Here is a 16,276-nt window from a genome sequence, read left to right on the forward strand (position 1 = left end):
GAAGCGAAGTGTCGCGGTCAAAGTCCATGGATGTGGCGCGGTTTCGGCGGTAGCGTCGGCGGGCAGTTGCTGGACGGCTGCACCGGTGTTTGGAGGGTTGCAGGATGGGTTCGCTTAGCATTTGGCACTGGATCGTGGTGATCGCGGTCGTCCTGCTGTTGTTCGGGCGCGGCAAGATTTCCGACCTGATGGGCGATGTGGCGCAGGGCATCAAGGCCTTCAAGAAGGGCATGCAGGACGACGACAAGGCGCCGGAGAAGACCGAGCCGGTCAAGTCGATCGATCACGGTGCTACGCCGTCGGCCACCCGCACGGATGTCGGCAGCAAGGCCGTTTGATCTGCGCGTGAAGGGCGCGGGCGGCGCGCGCTCCCGCAAGAGCAGGGCCTGCTCCCATAGGCCTGGGCAAAGCGGGATCATTGGCGTCGTCGCGTAGGCGGATTGTTTCATGTTCGATATCGGCTGGAGTGAGCTGCTCGTCATTGGGGTCGTCGCTCTCATTGCGATCGGCCCCAAGGAGCTTCCCGGCGTTCTGCGCATGGTCGGCCAATGGATGGGCAAGGCCCGCCGGATGGCGTCGGAGTTCCAGAGCCAGTTTCAGGAGGCGATGCGCGAGGCCGAAATGGCCGACCTCAAGAAGAGCTTCGATGAGGTCAAGGAAGCGGCCAGCGGTTTCACCCCCACCGGTCTGATGACGTCGCTGCAGCGGGACGTCGACAAGGCCCTCGACATCGAGGGCGTCGACAAGCCCGCCGAGACCAAGCCCGCCGAAACCACGGCGCCCGCCACCGACGCGGTCGTGTCGTCTCCCGAGACGCCCGAGATCCCGACCACGCCTGAAGCTCCGCGCCCTGAAACGTTCGTGGAGGCAGAGGCGCATCAGGCCGTTGGCGAGCCGCTCGCCATCGTGCGCGAGATCAAGCCCGAGCCGCAGCCGGACGTTCCGGTGCCGACCGAGGCCGAACGTCTGAAGGACGCCAAAGCGTCATGACCGTCGAAGATATCGAAGCCAGCAAAGCCCCGCTGATGGATCACCTGATCGAGCTGCGCTCGCGGCTGATCAAGGCGCTGATCGGCTTCGGCTTGGCCTTCATCTTCTGCTTCTTCTTCGCCAAGCAGATCTACAACATCCTGGTGCTGCCGTTCGTCTGGGTCGCCGGCCCCGAGAACAGCAAGTTCATCTACACGCAGCTGCTCGAATACTTCGTGACGCAGCTGAAGCTCGCGATGTTCGGCGCGGGCTTCATCTCGTTTCCGATTGTGGCGACACAGATCTACAAGTTCGTGGCGCCCGGACTGTATCGCCACGAGCGCAATGCCTTTCTCCCCTATTTGATCGCGACCCCCGTCTTCTTCGTCCTCGGCGCCATGCTGGTTTATTTCGCCGTGTGGCCGATGATTGTGCGCTTCTCACTTGGAATGCAGCAGCTTGGCGGCCCTGAGACGGCGCAGATCGCACTGATGCCCAAGGTCGGCGAATATCTGTCGCTGATGATGTCGCTGATCTTCGCGTTCGGCATCGCGTTCCAGCTTCCGGTGATCCTGACCTTGCTCGGCCGGATCGGCATCGTCACCTCGAAGATGCTGAAGGAGAAGCGGCGGTATTTCATCGTCATCGCCTTCATCATCGCCGCTGTGCTGACGCCGCCGGATGTGCTGAGCCAGGCCTCCTTGGCGCTCCCGCTGCTGGCGCTCTACGAGGGGGCGATCATCGCGGTGGGGATCGTCGAGAAGCAGGCGGCCGCCAAGTCCGGCTCGTCGTCGGGTTCGGGCAACCAGCCGTCCGAGTAGAACGGCAGCGCTCCACGCTGCCACGTGCCCGGGCGTTGCCTGTTCCCATCCGCTGCCATTCGCGGTAGTGCAGGCCGCCCGTGAGCCAGGGCGGCGACTCGCCCCTATCCATCGTTCCCAGGACCGAACGACCATGCACGACATCAAATCGATCCGCGACAATCCGCAAGGTTTCGATGCGGCGCTGACGCGCCGGGGTCTCGCGCCGCTGTCGTCGCAGCTGCTCGCGATCGACGAGCGCCGGCGCGCGGCGATCCTGGCCTCCGAGCAGGCGCAGGCGCGGCGCAATGCGGCGTCCAAGGAGATCGGCGAGGCCAAGAAGGCCAAGGACGATGCGCGCGCGTCGGCGCTGATGGAAGAGGTCGCCAAGCTCAAGACCACGATGCCGGAGCTCGAGGGGGCTGCCAAGCAGGCCGACGAGGAACTGGCGCGTGAGCTCTCGGCAATTCCGAACCTGCCGCTCGACGAAGTGCCCGACGGCAAGGACGAGCACGACAATGTCGAGCGCCATGTGTTCGGCGCCCGGCGCAATTACGCGTTTGCGCCCAAGCCGCATGACGACATCGGCGCCGGCCTCGGCACCATGGACTTCGAATCGGCGGCGAAGCTGTCGGGCGCGCGTTTCGTGGTGTTGAAGAAGGGCTTGGCGCGGCTCGAGCGCGCGCTCGGGCAGTTCATGCTGGACCTGCACACCACCGAGCACGGCTACACCGAGATCAATCCGCCGCTCCTGGTCCGCAACGACGTCATGTTCGGGACCGGGCAGTTGCCGAAATTCGAGGATGATCAGTTCTGGGCCGTGAGGGGCGAACTGCTGATTGCTCCGGACGAGCGGCTGAAGACCGAGCGTCTCGGCCTGATCCCGACCGCCGAGGTCGCGCTGACCAACCTCGTCCGCGAGTCGATCGTCGACGAGAAGGAGCTGCCGATGCGGCTTACCGCGCTCACGCCGTGCTTCCGCGCCGAGGCGGGCGCCGCCGGCCGCGACACCCGCGGCATGATCCGCCAGCACCAGTTCACCAAGGTCGAGCTGGTCTCGATCACGACCCCGGAGACCAGCAAGGACGAGCATGAGCGGATGCTGGCCTGCGCCGAGGAGGTGCTGCGCCGGCTCGACCTGCACTATCGGGTCATCACGCTGTGCACCGGCGACATGGGCTTCTCGTCCCAGAAGACCTACGACATCGAGGTCTGGATGCCGGGGCAGGGCGACGGCGGCGCTTTCCGCGAGATCTCGAGCTGTTCGGTCTGCGGCGACTTCCAGGCGCGGCGCATGGATGCCCGCTACCGCGCGAGTGATGGAAAGCCGCGCTTCGTGCACACGCTGAATGGCTCCGGCACCGCCGTCGGGCGCGCCCTGATCGCCGTCATGGAGACCTATCAGCAGGCGGACGGCTCGATCGCGGTGCCTGACGTACTCCAACCCTATATGGGCGGCCTCAAGGTGGTGGCCGCGGAGCCATAGCCGCGCGGTAAATTGCAATCGGCACGGTCGCGGCGATTGCACCGCGGCTAGCGGATCGTATCCTCGGGTCTGATCAGCAACCGCTTGTCAGAACACCGGCGCCATGGCCCTGCATCGGGACATTTTCTGGATCGGACGGCAATGGGCGGTCACCGGCGCCGGCATTCAGGCGATCGATCAGCGCCTGAAAGGGGCGTTCGACATCGACCGCGCGAAGGTGTGGGACGATGGCCTGCTCACGTCCCTGCACGAGCTCTCCTGGCTCAACGCGGCTGATTTCGAGAACGCCCTGGGCGTCGCCCGCGGCCGGTTTCCACCGGAGGAACGAGCGTCGTGTGCTGCGCCGACGCGTGTCGTCGGCCGGCAGGGGGGCGCCGCAGAGCCCGGAGCCCCGGTCGCGCTTCAGCTCAGCACGCGAGGGCAGCTGGCGCGCTTCCTGCCGCAATGGCGGATCCGGTGTTGACCGGTTGATTCAGCTGTTGGCGGCCGGTTTGCCTCGATGCTGCGCAGCAGTTAAGACACCCCGGCAATCGTCTTGAACGCGATGAAAGGGTGGTCATGCGGATTCTCTGCACCAATGATGACGGGATCCATGCGCCGGGTCTCAAGGTGATCGAGGAGATCGCGCGCGCTCTGTCCGAGGACGTCTGGATCGTCGCTCCCGAGCTCGACCAGAGCGGCGTGTCGCATTCGCTCTCGCTCAATGATCCGCTGCGGCTGCGCGAGGTCGGTCCGCGGCACTTTGCCGTGCGCGGCACGCCGACCGACTGCGTCATCATGGGCGCCCGGCATATCCTCGGGGCCAAGCTGCCGGATCTGGTGCTGTCAGGCGTGAACAAGGGACGCAACGTCGCCGAGGACGTCGTCTATTCCGGGACCATCGCTGGCGCGCTCGAAGGGACCATTCTCGGCTTGCCCTCCTTTGCGCTCTCTCAGGAGTTCAGCATCGCCACCCGTGACAAGCCGTCCTGGGACACCGCCCTGAAATTCGGGCCGCAGATCGTGCGCAAGGTGCTCGAAGCCGGCGTGCCCAGGAACACGGTGATCAATGTCAACTTCCCGGCCTGTGCGCCGGACGAGGTCAAGGGTATCGTGGTCACCCGCCAGGGCAAGCGCAATCTCGGCTTCCTGAAGGTCGACGAACGGCGCGACGGCCGCGGCAATCCCTACTTCTGGATCGGCTTCGATCGCGCTGCAGCTCTCGATGTTCCGGACGAGGGGACAGATCTTGCTGCCTTGGCGGCCCGTTACGTGTCCGTCACGCCGCTCCGCCTCGACCGGACCGACGAGGCGTTTTCCGGCAAGCTCACGACGATCCTAGGCTGAGGCCGAGCCCTGAGGCGCGGCGCCCCGCAGGGCCTGCTCGATGGCCTTTCCCAGTGTCTCCAATTGGAACGGCTTCTGCAGAGCCGGGCGATCGCGATACTCTTCGGGGAGGCCGGACGAGCCATAGCCCGTTGCAAAGATGAAGGGGCGGTTGCGCCCCCTGATCACGTCGGCGACCGGGGAAATGACCTTGCCGTTGACGTTGACGTCCAGGATCGCGACGTCGAAATAGGTGCTCTCGGCAAGCCGCATCGCCTCGCCGATTTCACCGGCTTCGGCCGCCACGGTGTAGCCGAGCTCTTCAAGCATGTCGGCCACCATCATCCGAATCATGACTTCGTCTTCAACCAGAAACACAGAGCCGCGCGGCGGCCGCGGTGCAGTCATGATGTCAGTCCTTGCCCATACCTGATCTGACGCTCGCAAATACCGGCTCGATGCGCAACGTCAACTGCGTGGTCCTTGCTGGTCGCGGCCCTGCGGCGCGGGCAAATTCGCCTTCGACGGTCAACACGCCCGAAGGGACTTGGTTCCTCCGAGAGGAACGGATTTCGGTTCGGGACCGGCAGGGGCACCCGTGGTTGCGACGGGTCGTGAGGAAAAACGGTGCGCGACGTCAAGGCGACGTCTAAATTGACGCCGGCCCAACAAGCGACAGCACGAATGCCTCCGACCGCCCCGCCCGAGAAGATGATGTTTCAGCTGACGCTGCGTCGGCGGGGAATCAGCGACCAGGCGGTCCTGCGCACGATGGAGGAGGTGCCGCGTGAGGAATTCGTTCTGCCGGCCGATCGGGCCGAGGCCTATCGCGACAGCGCGATGGCGATCGCCTGCGGACAGACCATCAGCCAGCCTTTCGTCGTCGCCTATATGACCGAGCAGCTGAAGCTGCAGAAGAATCACCGCGTGCTCGAGATCGGCACCGGGTCGGGATACCAGGCGGCGGTCCTGTCGCGTCTGTGCGCCAGCGTCCTGACGGTGGAGCGATTCCGCACGTTGGCCGACAAGGCGCGGGAGCGGCTGGAGAAGCTCAACTGCTTCAATGTCGAGGTCATGCTGGGCGACGGCTACGCGCTGCCACCAGGGGCCGGCCAATTCGACCGTATCATCGTTACCGCGGCGATGGACCAGATTCCACAGAGCCTGCTCGACCGGCTGGAGCCTGACGGTATCCTGATCGCGCCAGTGGGACCGCAACACGGGGTGCAGACGCTGGTGCGGGTGACGCGGACGGGCGACCATTTCGACCGGAAAGAGCTCGTCGACGTGCGATTTGTGCCGGCTATTCCGGGGATTGCACGCGAACTTTGAGGCAGCGGATCAGCAGGCCCCACAACGCTTTATTCGCGGCTTAAGCGCTTATTTACCGCGGCTGTGTTTACTCAAATTCGTTGTTTGTTGCGTACGAGTGAGTAACCATGCCCGCTATCGTCGAGTTGCCTCGCTCGCGCCGCCTGCCGCAGTTCGCGGCGCTGGCGCTGATGTCGTTCGGCGTTGCCGGCTGCAGCGCCGACATGTCGACGCGGCTGTCGCAAGCGCAAAATCCCTTTTCGAATCCCTTCGCCTCCGACGCCACCGGTTCGGTGCAGGCGCCGCCACGGCAGCATCAGCCGGTCGCGCAGCAGTACACGCCCGCGCCTGCGCCGGCCCCGACTTATTCGTCCTCGGCGCTGCCGCCGCCGGCGGTCGCCACGCCGCAATCCTATCCATCCGGCGGCGGGGCTGGAGGCGTGTCGGGCGGCGGCCGCGGCGTCGCGTCCTATGTGCCGCCGGCGACGGTCCCGGCGGCAGCGCCGCAACCGGCCTACGCCCAGCCGGCCCGTTCCTACGCTCCGCCGGCGCAGCCGCAGCTCGAGACCACGGGGGCCGTGCCGCCTCGCTCGGTTGCCGCGGCGCGTCCGACGGGCGGCACCAAGATCATTGTCGGGACCAGCGATACGTTGGAGATCCTGGCCAAGCGCTATCGGGTAAGCCCGGCTGAGATCCTCGCGGCCAATGGTTATAAGGGCCCGCGCGCGCTGTCGCCGGGGCAGCAGTTGATCATTCCGCATCCGGGCGCAGTCGCTGCGGCGCCGGCGGCTCAGCCCGTCGCGACGCCCGTGGCTGCGGCCCCGGTCGCGCCGAGACCGGTGGCGGTCGCAGCAGCCACGGCCCCGTCGACCGTGCATTTCGTCAATCGGGGCGAGACGCTTGCCAGCATCGCGCGCCAGAACCATGTGACGCCGGCCGAACTCGCCCGCGCCAACAATCTCGATCAGGCTTCGCCCTTGAAACTCGGTGCCAGGCTGACCGTCCCTGGCAAGGCCGCTGCTGTGGCTGCACCCGTGGCTCCGGTCGCAACCGTTCCCCAGGCGGTTGCGACCGTGCCGGCCCCGGCGCCGACCACCCGGGTGGCTGCCGCCGGCCCGGTCCAGACTGCTCGCTTGGCGCAGGCCAATCCGGCGCCTGAGAAAGAGGAGGAGCCGGCGCGCCCGGCCGACACCACCAGCTCGCTGCCGACCTTCCGCTGGCCGGCGCGGGGCAAGGTGATCACGAGCTACGGCGCCAAGACCAACGGCAAATCCAACGACGGCATCAACATCGCCGTGCCCGAGGGCACGCCCGTCAAAGCTGCCGAGGACGGCGTCGTGGCCTATGCCGGCAACGAGCTGAAGGGATATGGCAATCTGGTCCTGGTGCGGCATTCCAACGGCTATGTCACCGCATATGCCCATGCGAGTGAGCTGATGGTGAAGCGCGGTGATCCGATCAAGCGCGGCCAGGTCATTGCCAAGTCGGGTCAATCGGGAGAAGTCGGATCGCCGCAGCTCCATTTCGAGATCCGCAAGGGATCGTCACCGGTTGACCCGCTGCAATTCCTCAACGGGGCGTGAGACCAAGCTTGCGTCGCCAATCGGTCTCGCCTCGGGCGAGGCCGATCATTTGACAAAGACTATCAGTATCCGTCACTGCGAGCGCAGCGAAGCAATCCAGAGTCTTGCCGCCGAGGCAGTCTGGATTGCTTCGCTGCGCTCGCAATGACGGAGTTTGGAGCTGGCTGGGTGTCAGAAATCTGCTCTGATCGTCGCCGCTACTTCCCGCTCAGCTGCACGCCGAGCCGGCCGGCGAGATCCTGCGTGAACTGCCAGGCGACACGGCCCGAGCGCGAGCCGCGGGTGGTGGCCCATTCCAGTGCGTCGCGCTCGAGTTCATCATCCGCCACGGCGATGTCGAAATGGCTGCAATAGCCTCTGACCATTGCGAGGTATTCGTCCTGGCTGCAGCGGTGGAAGCCGAGCCACAGGCCGAAGCGATCCGACAACGACACTTTCTCCTCGACGGCTTCCCCCGGATTGATGGCGGTGGAGCGCTCGTTCTCGATCATCTCGCGGGCGAGGAGATGGCGGCGATTCGACGTCGCGTAGAGAATGACGTTCTCGGGGCGGCCCTCAATGCCGCCTTCGAGCACGGCCTTGAGCGACTTGTAGGAGGCATCATTGCCGTCGAAAGAGAGATCGTCGCAGAACACGATGAAGTGGAAGGGCGCCGTGCGCAGGATGTCCATCAGGGCCGGCAGGCTCTCGATGTCCTCGCGGTGAATTTCGATCAGCTTCAGCCGGTCGGCGGGCTTGCGGGTGGCGTTGATGCTGGCGTGGGCGGCCTTCACCAGAGAGGACTTGCCCATGCCGCGCGCGCCCCATAGCAGCGCGTTGTTGGCGGGCAGGCCGTTGGCGAAGCGCTCGGTGTTCTCGATCAGGATGTCACGCATCCGGTCGATGCCCTTGAGCAGGTCGATCTCGACGCGACTGACGCGCGGCACGGTTGTGAGTCGGCCGTCCGGATGCCAGACGAAGGCGTCGGCCGCATTCAGGTCCAGCGCCGGCGCCGCAGCCGTACCGGTGGCTGCCAGATGCGCTGCAATCGCCTCCAGCGCCGTGGCGATCCGCTCCCGCGTGTCGTCGGGAGCAGGGCCGGCGGGACGTTTTGCCGCGACTTTTGCCGGCTTTTGCACTGCGGCCTTGGGACGCTTGGCGAGCGCCCTGAGGGCGGTTTTGGCGGAGGCGGGGGACGGGGCTTTGGCTGGTTTTTTCGGCATGCTGCAAGTTCCTGATGGGGCAGCCATATCGGGCCGCGCCGGCGGCCGCAAGCCAAGGAAATGAAGGGGCTCTGCGCCTTGCTATTGGGACCACGGCCGCTATATTCCGCGCCAAATTCACAAAGGCCGGCCCGCGCCGAGACTGCCGCGGTTCGCCGGCTATTCCTGTCTCACCGGGCACTGGCCCACGAGGATTGACCGCATGCTGATTACCCCTGCCTATGCCCAGGCCGCCGGCGCTGGTGACACCAACAGCATGCTGATGTCGCTGCTGCCCTTCGCGCTGATCTTCGTGATCATGTACTTCCTGATCCTGCGGCCGCAGCAGAAGAAGGTCAAAGAGCACGCCGACCTGGTCAAGAATGTCCGCCGCGGCGACACGATCGTGACCCAGGGCGGCCTGGTCGGCAAGGTCACCAAGGTCGTCGACGACGATCAGGTCGAGTTCGAGATCGCCGACGGCGTCCGCGTGCGCCAGATGCGCCAGATGATCACGGGCGTGCGCACCAAGGGCGAGCCTGCCAAGGCCGACGCCAAGGACGAGAAGGCGGCGAGCTGATCCAGGCTTGCCGGCGCCAATCCGGCCAGCGGTCTGATCTTCGTCTGATGTTCTGATTTTCGGGCCGGCTCGGCCCTTATGGATAACCTCCATGTTGTATTTCACGCGGTGGAAGGCGCTGGGCATCATTCTCACGGCGCTCGTGGTGTGCCTGTGCGCGGTGCCCAACTTCTTCCCCGAAGCAACGGTCAAGACCTGGCCGTCCTGGGCGCAGCGTCATATCGTTCTCGGTCTCGACCTGCAGGGCGGCTCTTATCTGCTGCTCGAAGTCGACTCCAACTTCGTCAAGAAGGAGCGGCTCGATGCCGTGCGCGACGACGTTCGTCGCACGCTCCGCGATGCCAAGATCGGCTATACGGGGCTGGTGAGCCGGGGCGACGGCGTCGAGGTCCGGATCACCAAGGACACGGACGCTCCGACCGCATTGTCCAAATTGCGTGAGCTCTCCCAGCCGCTCGGTGGCCTGCTGGGCTCCAGCGGCCAGCGCAGCCTCGAGGTCAGCGACGCTGGCGGCGGCCTGATCCGCCTGGTGATCCCGCAGGCCGCGATCACCGAGCGCATCCGCCAGACCATCGAGCAGTCGATCCAGATCGTCGAACGCCGCGTCAACGAGCTCGGCACCGTCGAGCCGGTCATCCAGCGCCAGGGCACCGACCGCATCCTGGTGCAGGTCCCCGGCCTGCAGGATCCGACCCAGCTCAAGGATCTGCTCGGCAAGACCGCGAAGATGGAATTCCGCATGGTCGATACCTCGGTGCCGCCCGACCAGGCGCTGCAGGGACGAGTGCCGCCGGATTCCGAAGTCCTGCAGAGCGCATCGCCGCCCAACCAGCCCTATGTCGTGAAGAAGCAGGTGCTGGTCTCCGGCGGTGATCTCTCCGACGCGCAGACCGGCTTCGACCAGCGCACCAACGAGCCGATCGTGACCTTCCGTTTCAACTCGGCCGGGTCGCGCAAATTCGCGCAGGCGACCACCGAGAATGTCGGGCAGCCCTTCGCGATCGTGCTCGATAACAAGGTGATCTCGGCGCCGGTCATCCGCGAGCCAATCACCGGCGGTTCGGGCCAGATCTCCGGCAATTTCACCGTGCAGTCCGCCAATGAGCTTGCGATCCTGCTGCGCGCCGGCGCGTTGCCAGCACCGCTGACGGTGATCGAGGAGCGAACCGTCGGTCCCGGCCTCGGCGCCGACTCGATCGCCAAGGGCGAGCTTGCCTCCTATGTCGGCTCGATCCTGGTCATCGTCTTCATGCTGGTGACCTACCGCCTGTTCGGCGTGTTCGCCAACATCGCCGTCATCATCAACGTCGCCATGATCTTCGGCGTGCTGTCGCTGTTGAATGCGACGCTGACCTTGCCGGGCATCGCCGGCATCGTGCTGACGGTCGGCATCGCCGTGGACTCCAACGTGCTGATCTATGAGCGCATCCGCGAGGAGCTGCGCGGCGGCCGCAACGCCATCTCGGCGATCGACGCCGGCTTCAAGCGCGCGCTGGCGACCATTCTCGACTCCAACATCACGACCTTCATCGCCGCCGCCGTGCTGTTCTACATCGGCACCGGCCCGGTGCGCGGCTTCGCCGTGACCTTGGGCGTCGGCATCCTCACCACGGTCTTCACCGCCTTCACGCTGACGCGTCTGATCGTCGCGTGGTGGGTGCGGTGGAAGCGGCCGCAAAGCGTGCCAATCTAGGAGCTACTGTGACACACTGGGTTCTCATCGGGCTTGGCATCCTGATCGCGGTGCTGACGGTGGTCAGCGCGCTCGGCCTGCTGCCGTCGCTGCGCATCGTCCCCGACGATACGCATTTCGATTTCACGCAGTTCCGCCGCATCAGTTTTCCGATCTCGGCGACGCTGTCGATCATCGCCATCGTGCTGTTCTTCACGCACGGCTTGAACTTCGGCATCGACTTCAAGGGCGGCACGCTGCTCGAAGTCCGCGCGAAATCGGGGACTGCCGACATTGCCAGCATGCGGAGCGAGCTGTCCAAGCTCAATCTCGGCGAAGTCCAGCTGCAGCAGTTCGGCGGTCCGGCGGATGTCCTGATCCGCTTCGCGGCGCAGCCGGGCGGCGACAGCGCGCAGCAGGAGGCCGTCAACAAGGTGCGCGGCGCGCTCGGCGATACGGTCGATTATCGCCGTGTCGAGGTGCTCGGCGCGCGCGTGTCGGGCGAGCTGCTGGCGATGGGCATGCTTGGCCTGATGCTCGCGATCGTGTCGATCCTGATCTATCTCTGGTTCCGGTTTGAGTGGCAGTTCGCGCTCGGCGCGATGATCGCCAACGTCCACGACATCGTGCTGACGATCGGCTTCATGTCGATCAGCCAGGTCGATTTTGACCTCACCAGCATCGCCGCGCTGCTGACGATTCTCGGCTACTCGCTCAACGACACCGTCGTCATCTACGACCGGATCCGCGAGATGCTGCGGCGCTACAAGAAGATGCCGATGCCGCAGCTGCTCAACGAATCGATCAACTCGACGCTGTCGCGCTCGATCATCACCCACGTCACGGTGACCCTGGCGCTGCTGGCCCTGCTGCTGTTCGGCGGCACCGCGATCCACAGCTTTACCGCCGTCATGATGTTCGGCGTCGTGCTGGTCGGAACCTACACCTCGATCTTCATCGCGGCGCCGATCCTGATCTATCTCGGCGTGGGAACCGTTCGCGGCGATCAGGTCGACGAGCCGAAGAAGAAGCCTTGATGGGACGCCAGCCATTGGACCCGGATCGGGGCTGAAAGGTTGGTCTCGCATGGCGGCTTCCGGGGACGCTCCACACTTTCCGCGATCGGCGTCGATCGACGGCTATGGCAAAGGCGGTTTCGCCTTTGCTGACATGTCGCATCGCGGCTCGCTGTTGTGCTTGCCGGATTCGATCTGGGCCTGGGACGTCACCCAGCCGAGCCAGATCGACCGCTATGCGCTGCAGCGGGTCTTCGATGCAGCCAATAAGATCGATACGCTGATCGTGGGAACCGGCACCGAGGTCTGGATTCCGCCCGCGTCGTTGCGCACGGCGCTGCGCGGCGTCGGTATCGTGCTTGATGCGATGCAGACCGGGCCCGCGATCCGCACCTACAATGTCATGATCGGCGAGCGGCGGCGTGTCGCCGCTGCGCTCATTGCCGTGCCATGAGCGAAACCAGCGCCAGCACCGACGCCGCGTTCTGCGCGAGCCTTGTCCGCGAGCATGATTTCGATCGTTACGCCTCGACGCTGTTCGTTGCGCCGGACATCCGGCGTGCGTTGCTGTCGCTCTACGCCTTCAATGTCGAGGTGACCCGGATTCGAGATGTCGTGTCACAGCCGCTGCCGGGCGAACTGCGCCTGCAATGGTGGCACGATACGCTGACGGGCCTGGAACATGGCGGCGTCGAAGGCAATCCCGTCGCGGCTGAGCTAAAGTTGACGGTGCAGCGCTTTGCCCTTCCGGTCGATCGCCTCACGCGCCTGATCGACGAGCATCAGTTCGATCTCTACAACGATCCGATGCCGACAATGGCCGCGTTGGATGGCTATCTCGGCGACACGCGCGGAGCACTGTTCGCGCTGGCTGTACGGATCGTCGTTGGCGCAGTGGCCGACATCGATCATCTCGCTCATCATGCCGGACTTGCCCAAGGCATCCTGCACCTGATCGCCTCGTTGCCTCGGGATGCCGCCCGCCGGCAGTTGTTCATTCCGCTCGATCTCCTCGCCCGGCATGGGCTCGGCCAGGAGCAGGTGTTCGCTGCCAAGGCCACGCCGGCGATCCAGGCCATGCTGACCGAGCTGCGTGACCAGGCCCGGCAGCATCTCGATCACACGCTGGAACTGGCGCGCGAGGCGCCAGGCGGGGTGCGACCGGTGCTGTTGCCGCTCGCGCTCGTCAGTCGCGATCTGATGCGGGCGGAGCGCCGCATCGACGCCGATCCATTCCAGCCGCAGCTCCGCTCGCGTCTGGCAACGCTCTGGACGCTGTGGCGCGCCGCCCGTTCGCCGGCCTTTCGGGAGCGCTGACCTCGAGGCTCAGGTCACTGTTGAGCCCGATTGGTCCGGAGACCGGTTCCGACCTCCGGATCATACTTCAAACGGTCGAAAGCGCGTTCCAGAGCGGGGGACTTTGCCAGAGCCTCGGCAGGTCCGACGCCTCGCGCCGGTGGATCGTGCAGCGCGTGTCCCACACGACGAAATCGCCCGGACGGCAGGTGTGAGCCCAGGTGAATTCGGGCCGCTCCGCGATCTGCCAGAGATCGTCGAGCAGCGCGTCCGATTCGGCGCGATCGAGTCCGGCAATGATGGCGTGATGGCGGTGTCCGAGCGCCAGCATCGACCGGCCGGTGTCGGGATGAGGAGCGACCAGCGGATGAACTGCGCTGGCGAAGGTGGTGTGACAGCCGTTCGCTTCGGCGGCCAGATGACGAATCTTCAAATGAGCGACGCGGCTGCGCAGTGCCGGCGAAAGCGCATCATAGGCCGCGTACAAGCTGCAGAATGTCAGTCTGTCCCCCATTAAAGAGCTGGGCGACGTGTAGGTGAGATCGGCATGGCCAAAGCGACGGCTGAACACGGCGATGTCGCGCTCGCTGAGACGCTGACCGCGGACCAGCAGGACCTGATGCTTGAGCAGCGCGCGCATGAAGGACGCGAATGCCCAATCGTCGAAGGATTTGAGATCGACATTGCAGGCCTCGGCACCGAGCGCCTTTCCCATCGGGATGACCTGGATGAGGCCGCTTTCTGCGTTCCGGGCAGCGTTGCTTCTGAGACTCACTTGCGCCATCTCCCAAGTTTCACCAGCCTTGCAAATCAATCACTGTAATTTGTCGGGGGTGTTTCGGCTCGGAGGCAATTCGCGGAAGGATCGCGGCACGATCTGCCGATTGTCGGCACAGTCTGCCGCTCTGAGTCGGAAATTGGACGCTTCAAGGCGACGCGCGAGGAAATATCGAGCAACCTGCAATTCATTTGCAGGCAATGCGACGCCTGATCATGCAGGTCTGGCGCGCGCGCGAATCACCGTGGGCGCTCTGTCCCCTTGATCTGGGTTCGATGCATGATTCGCCGCGCCTGATCGTCGAACGGATCGCGTCGATGCATCGTGGAGCGATTGTCCCAGATGACGAGGTCGCCAACCTGCCAGACGTGCTCCCAGGCGAACTCCGGGCGCGCGACATAGGTCCACAATTCATCAAGCAGCGCTTCCGACTCGGCGAGCTCCAGGCCGACCAGATAGGCGTTGCGTCGGCGGCCGAGATACAGCATCTGCCGGCCGGAATCCGGATGCGTACAGACCAGCGGATGCACGGCGCCCGGCGAGCTCCGCGGATCATCCGTCGGCGTCACGCCCTGCCGCACGAAGCCGCCGCTGTTGTAGGTGCCGTCGTGCTTGATTTTGAGATCCGCGATGCGATGCTTCAAATCGGTCGGCAGCGCGTCATAGACGGCGTACATGCTGCAGAACGAGGTGTTGCCGCCGACGGGGGGAATCTCCAGCGCGTAGAGCGCGCTAGCGATCGGCGGCGTCTCGAGATAGGACATGTCCGTGTGCCATACGGCCTCGCCAGCCCCAAGGCTACCGATCGCCTTGCCGTTCACCTTCACATTCGAGACGATATAGATCTCTGGGAGCCCATCGACGAAGCGCCGGCCATTCTCCTGCACCGGCGCCCAGTCGAGATCGCCGAAGCGGCGGCTGAAGGCGATCAGATCCTGGTCGGACAGGCTTTGTCCGCGCACCAGCAGCACGGAATGAGCGTGGAAGGCGCGGAGCACGGTGGCAAAGGCCGCGTCGTCCAGTTGTCGGAGATCGACGTTGCGAAGCTCGGCTCCCAACGGCCGGTCTGTCGGAACGATCTCGATATTGGCTGACCGAGCGACCGGGGGCATGCGGGTTTCGACATTCATGGCCAGATCCTCCCAACGGATGGCGGTGCTCGGCAGACTATAGCGGAAGAACCGCGAAGTTTCGCCGCTCAGGCCGAGGGCAGCTTCAGGTCCGCCTCGAAATTGAATCGATCGCGCAGGTTCTTTCGGGAGTCGAGGATGTCCTTGAGGAACGCGCGGTCGCTGTCGCTCGTGATCATCGGCTCGATCAGGTCGATCTGGTTCATCGCAACCAGCTGCAGCAGCTCGGTGCGCGGCCTGCCGCTGGCGTCGCGGGGCAGCGCATGGACGACCTGAATATGCTCCGGCGGCTTCGGCCCTTTGGCGGATGCCAGCTCGCTCTGCAACTGAGCTTCGAGCGCAGGCTGTTCCGCCTCGACGAAGGCATAGAGGCCGACGCCGGTCCGGCGATCTGCGAAGGCGACGATCGCAGCGTCGCGCACGGCCGGGTTCTTGCGGATCATGTCCATCAGCACCGGCGCGTCGTTCACGAGGCGCCGCCCACCGCCCTCGCGGTCGGTGAAATTGAAGATGCCGCGGGTGATCGCGCGGTAGACCTTCTTGCCCGTCATCAGCCAGACCCGCGCGAACAGCGATTTGCGCGCCAGGATCTTGCGCTCTCGCGGCGTCAGCGCCTCGGGCGCGTAAGTGCGCTTGTGCTTGAGGAGGTGACGGAGGTCCTCATAGGCCGCGATCCGGAACAGGCGGCTCCGGCTCGAGAAGCATGCGGCGAGCTGGAAGTCCGTCACGTAGCAATGGCCGTCATGGCCGACCAGCCAGTTCTGCTCCTTGGCGAGGTCATTGTGGGTGATGCCGGCGCGATGCAGCCGGCGCATCATCTGCTTGGCCGAGCGGAAATAGGCGACGTTGCCGTGCGGCTTGGCCAGATGCAGCGCCACGCCGTTGATGAAGCCGCGCACCAGCGCGCGCTCGCCCGCCCACAGCAGGTCGGGGCCGGCATTGAGTCCCTTTGCGCGCGTCAGCGCCTTGCGCTCGCGGGCGAACAGATGGCGCGCCAGCACGAACGACCACCATGGCACCTCGTCGAGCCGGCGCAGCACCGCGTCGACCTCGCCGGCGTCGCTCTTGAAGCGGCCGCGCTCCACCGTCGAGAACACGTCGCGTTTGAGCAGGACGCCCTCGCTCCAGCGCGCCGTCAGCAAGGCAGAGTCAGTCTTCGGCAAGCTCAT

Annotated in this window: 18 protein-coding genes; 13 read left to right on the top strand and 5 right to left on the bottom strand. The window is 65.2% G+C overall.

Annotated elements, in window-relative coordinates; all coding sequences use genetic code 11:
• Positions 1–104 precede the first annotated feature (104 nt).
• The 6 genes from ACVIJ6_RS28680 to surE all read left to right on the top strand — a co-directional run bounded on the left by ACVIJ6_RS28680 (position 105) and on the right by surE (position 4,581).
• Positions 105–338: a twin-arginine translocase TatA/TatE family subunit gene (locus ACVIJ6_RS28680; protein WP_006614346.1), complete on the top strand. Its 234-nt coding sequence runs from the start codon at positions 105–107 to the stop codon at positions 336–338.
• 109 nt (positions 339–447) lie between these two features.
• Positions 448–990, top strand: a complete 543-nt coding sequence (tatB, locus tag ACVIJ6_RS28685) for a Sec-independent protein translocase protein TatB (RefSeq protein ID WP_456775465.1) — start codon at positions 448–450, stop codon at positions 988–990.
• A complete protein-coding gene (gene tatC / locus ACVIJ6_RS28690; protein ID WP_456775466.1) occupies positions 987–1,790 on the top strand; it encodes a twin-arginine translocase subunit TatC in 804 nt (267 codons plus the stop codon). The genes tatB and tatC overlap by 4 nt, the downstream gene beginning before the upstream one ends.
• 133 nt (positions 1,791–1,923) lie before the next feature.
• A complete protein-coding gene (gene serS, locus ACVIJ6_RS28695; protein ID WP_456775467.1) occupies positions 1,924–3,255 on the top strand; it encodes a serine--tRNA ligase in 1,332 nt (443 codons plus the stop codon).
• Between the two features lie 103 nt (positions 3,256–3,358).
• Positions 3,359–3,718, top strand: coding sequence for a hypothetical protein (locus tag ACVIJ6_RS28700; protein WP_456775468.1), 360 nt, complete (start codon positions 3,359–3,361; stop codon positions 3,716–3,718).
• Positions 3,719–3,813: 95 nt separating this feature from the next.
• Positions 3,814–4,581, top strand: coding sequence for a 5'/3'-nucleotidase SurE (gene surE / locus ACVIJ6_RS28705; RefSeq protein ID WP_456775469.1), 768 nt, complete (start codon positions 3,814–3,816; stop codon positions 4,579–4,581).
• Here surE and ACVIJ6_RS28710 read toward each other — a convergent pair.
• Positions 4,573–4,968 (bottom strand): response regulator, encoded by a 396-nt coding sequence (locus ACVIJ6_RS28710; protein WP_456775470.1) that lies wholly within the window; start codon positions 4,966–4,968, stop codon positions 4,573–4,575. The genes surE and ACVIJ6_RS28710 overlap by 9 nt on opposite strands.
• 276 nt (positions 4,969–5,244) lie before the next feature.
• On the opposite strand from ACVIJ6_RS28710, the gene ACVIJ6_RS28715 reads away from it, so the two are divergent.
• Both ACVIJ6_RS28715 and ACVIJ6_RS28720 read left to right on the top strand, forming a co-directional pair.
• On the top strand, positions 5,245–5,892 hold the full coding sequence (locus ACVIJ6_RS28715) for a protein-L-isoaspartate(D-aspartate) O-methyltransferase (protein WP_456775471.1): 648 nt from the start codon (positions 5,245–5,247) through the stop codon (positions 5,890–5,892).
• A gap of 107 nt (positions 5,893–5,999) precedes the next feature.
• The gene (locus tag ACVIJ6_RS28720; protein WP_456775472.1) at positions 6,000–7,454 is read left to right on the top strand and encodes a peptidoglycan DD-metalloendopeptidase family protein; all 1,455 of its coding nucleotides are present in this window, start codon (positions 6,000–6,002) and stop codon (positions 7,452–7,454) included.
• Between the two features lie 197 nt (positions 7,455–7,651).
• Here ACVIJ6_RS28720 and ACVIJ6_RS28725 read toward each other — a convergent pair whose 3' ends face one another.
• Entirely contained in the window at positions 7,652–8,656 is a 1,005-nt protein-coding gene (locus ACVIJ6_RS28725; protein WP_456775473.1) for an ATP-binding protein, read from the bottom strand.
• Between the two features lie 202 nt (positions 8,657–8,858).
• Between ACVIJ6_RS28725 and yajC the strand changes: the two genes are divergently transcribed.
• The 5 genes from yajC to ACVIJ6_RS28750 all read left to right on the top strand — a co-directional run bounded on the left by yajC (position 8,859) and on the right by ACVIJ6_RS28750 (position 13,220).
• Positions 8,859–9,215, top strand: coding sequence for a preprotein translocase subunit YajC (gene yajC, locus ACVIJ6_RS28730; RefSeq protein ID WP_012044443.1), 357 nt, complete (start codon positions 8,859–8,861; stop codon positions 9,213–9,215).
• 91 nt (positions 9,216–9,306) lie between these two features.
• The gene (gene secD, locus ACVIJ6_RS28735) at positions 9,307–10,908 is read left to right on the top strand and encodes a protein translocase subunit SecD (protein WP_456775474.1); all 1,602 of its coding nucleotides are present in this window, start codon (positions 9,307–9,309) and stop codon (positions 10,906–10,908) included.
• An 8-nt stretch (positions 10,909–10,916) separates the two neighbouring features.
• Positions 10,917–11,924, top strand: coding sequence for a protein translocase subunit SecF (secF, locus tag ACVIJ6_RS28740; protein ID WP_012044441.1), 1,008 nt, complete (start codon positions 10,917–10,919; stop codon positions 11,922–11,924).
• Between the two features lie 49 nt (positions 11,925–11,973).
• Positions 11,974–12,357 carry an Mth938-like domain-containing protein gene (locus tag ACVIJ6_RS28745; RefSeq protein ID WP_456775475.1) on the top strand — a complete coding sequence of 128 codons (384 nt, stop codon included), beginning with the start codon at positions 11,974–11,976 and terminating at the stop codon, positions 12,355–12,357.
• Positions 12,354–13,220, top strand: a complete 867-nt coding sequence (locus ACVIJ6_RS28750; protein WP_456775476.1) for a phytoene/squalene synthase family protein — start codon at positions 12,354–12,356, stop codon at positions 13,218–13,220. Before ACVIJ6_RS28745 ends, ACVIJ6_RS28750 begins: the two co-directional genes overlap by 4 nt.
• 67 nt (positions 13,221–13,287) lie before the next feature.
• Here ACVIJ6_RS28750 and ACVIJ6_RS28755 read toward each other — a convergent pair whose 3' ends face one another.
• The 3 genes from ACVIJ6_RS28755 to ACVIJ6_RS28765 all read right to left on the bottom strand — a co-directional run bounded on the left by ACVIJ6_RS28755 (position 13,288) and on the right by ACVIJ6_RS28765 (position 16,276).
• The gene (locus ACVIJ6_RS28755) at positions 13,288–13,974 is read right to left on the bottom strand and encodes a TauD/TfdA dioxygenase family protein (protein WP_456775477.1); all 687 of its coding nucleotides are present in this window, start codon (positions 13,972–13,974) and stop codon (positions 13,288–13,290) included.
• 242 nt (positions 13,975–14,216) lie between these two features.
• Positions 14,217–15,107, bottom strand: a complete 891-nt coding sequence (locus tag ACVIJ6_RS28760) for a TauD/TfdA dioxygenase family protein (protein ID WP_456775478.1) — start codon at positions 15,105–15,107, stop codon at positions 14,217–14,219.
• Positions 15,108–15,175: 68 nt separating this feature from the next.
• On the bottom strand, positions 15,176–16,276 hold the full coding sequence (locus ACVIJ6_RS28765; protein ID WP_456775479.1) for an AMP-binding enzyme: 1,101 nt from the start codon (positions 16,274–16,276) through the stop codon (positions 15,176–15,178).

The organism is Bradyrhizobium sp. USDA 4369, from assembly GCF_054056435.1.

What these genes read in the sequence shown, in the direction of transcription:
- ACVIJ6_RS28765 (WP_456775479.1), bottom strand. Translation starts at nt 16,276, where the DNA reads ATGAGCTTGCCGAAGACTGACTCTGCCTTGCTGACGGCGCGCTGGAGC.
- tatC (WP_456775466.1), top strand. Translation starts at nt 987, where the DNA reads ATGACCGTCGAAGATATCGAAGCCAGCAAAGCCCCGCTGATGGATCAC.
- ACVIJ6_RS28715 (WP_456775471.1), top strand. Translation starts at nt 5,245, where the DNA reads ATGCCTCCGACCGCCCCGCCCGAGAAGATGATGTTTCAGCTGACGCTG.
- secD (WP_456775474.1), top strand. Translation starts at nt 9,307, where the DNA reads ATGTTGTATTTCACGCGGTGGAAGGCGCTGGGCATCATTCTCACGGCG.
- ACVIJ6_RS28750 (WP_456775476.1), top strand. Translation starts at nt 12,354, where the DNA reads ATGAGCGAAACCAGCGCCAGCACCGACGCCGCGTTCTGCGCGAGCCTT.
- ACVIJ6_RS28745 (WP_456775475.1), top strand. Translation starts at nt 11,974, where the DNA reads ATGGCGGCTTCCGGGGACGCTCCACACTTTCCGCGATCGGCGTCGATC.
- ACVIJ6_RS28680 (WP_006614346.1), top strand. Translation starts at nt 105, where the DNA reads ATGGGTTCGCTTAGCATTTGGCACTGGATCGTGGTGATCGCGGTCGTC.
- serS (WP_456775467.1), top strand. Translation starts at nt 1,924, where the DNA reads ATGCACGACATCAAATCGATCCGCGACAATCCGCAAGGTTTCGATGCG.
- ACVIJ6_RS28760 (WP_456775478.1), bottom strand. Translation starts at nt 15,107, where the DNA reads ATGAATGTCGAAACCCGCATGCCCCCGGTCGCTCGGTCAGCCAATATC.
- ACVIJ6_RS28720 (WP_456775472.1), top strand. Translation starts at nt 6,000, where the DNA reads ATGCCCGCTATCGTCGAGTTGCCTCGCTCGCGCCGCCTGCCGCAGTTC.
- yajC (WP_012044443.1), top strand. Translation starts at nt 8,859, where the DNA reads ATGCTGATTACCCCTGCCTATGCCCAGGCCGCCGGCGCTGGTGACACC.
- ACVIJ6_RS28710 (WP_456775470.1), bottom strand. Translation starts at nt 4,968, where the DNA reads ATGACTGCACCGCGGCCGCCGCGCGGCTCTGTGTTTCTGGTTGAAGAC.
- surE (WP_456775469.1), top strand. Translation starts at nt 3,814, where the DNA reads ATGCGGATTCTCTGCACCAATGATGACGGGATCCATGCGCCGGGTCTC.
- ACVIJ6_RS28700 (WP_456775468.1), top strand. Translation starts at nt 3,359, where the DNA reads ATGGCCCTGCATCGGGACATTTTCTGGATCGGACGGCAATGGGCGGTC.
- tatB (WP_456775465.1), top strand. Translation starts at nt 448, where the DNA reads ATGTTCGATATCGGCTGGAGTGAGCTGCTCGTCATTGGGGTCGTCGCT.
- ACVIJ6_RS28725 (WP_456775473.1), bottom strand. Translation starts at nt 8,656, where the DNA reads ATGCCGAAAAAACCAGCCAAAGCCCCGTCCCCCGCCTCCGCCAAAACC.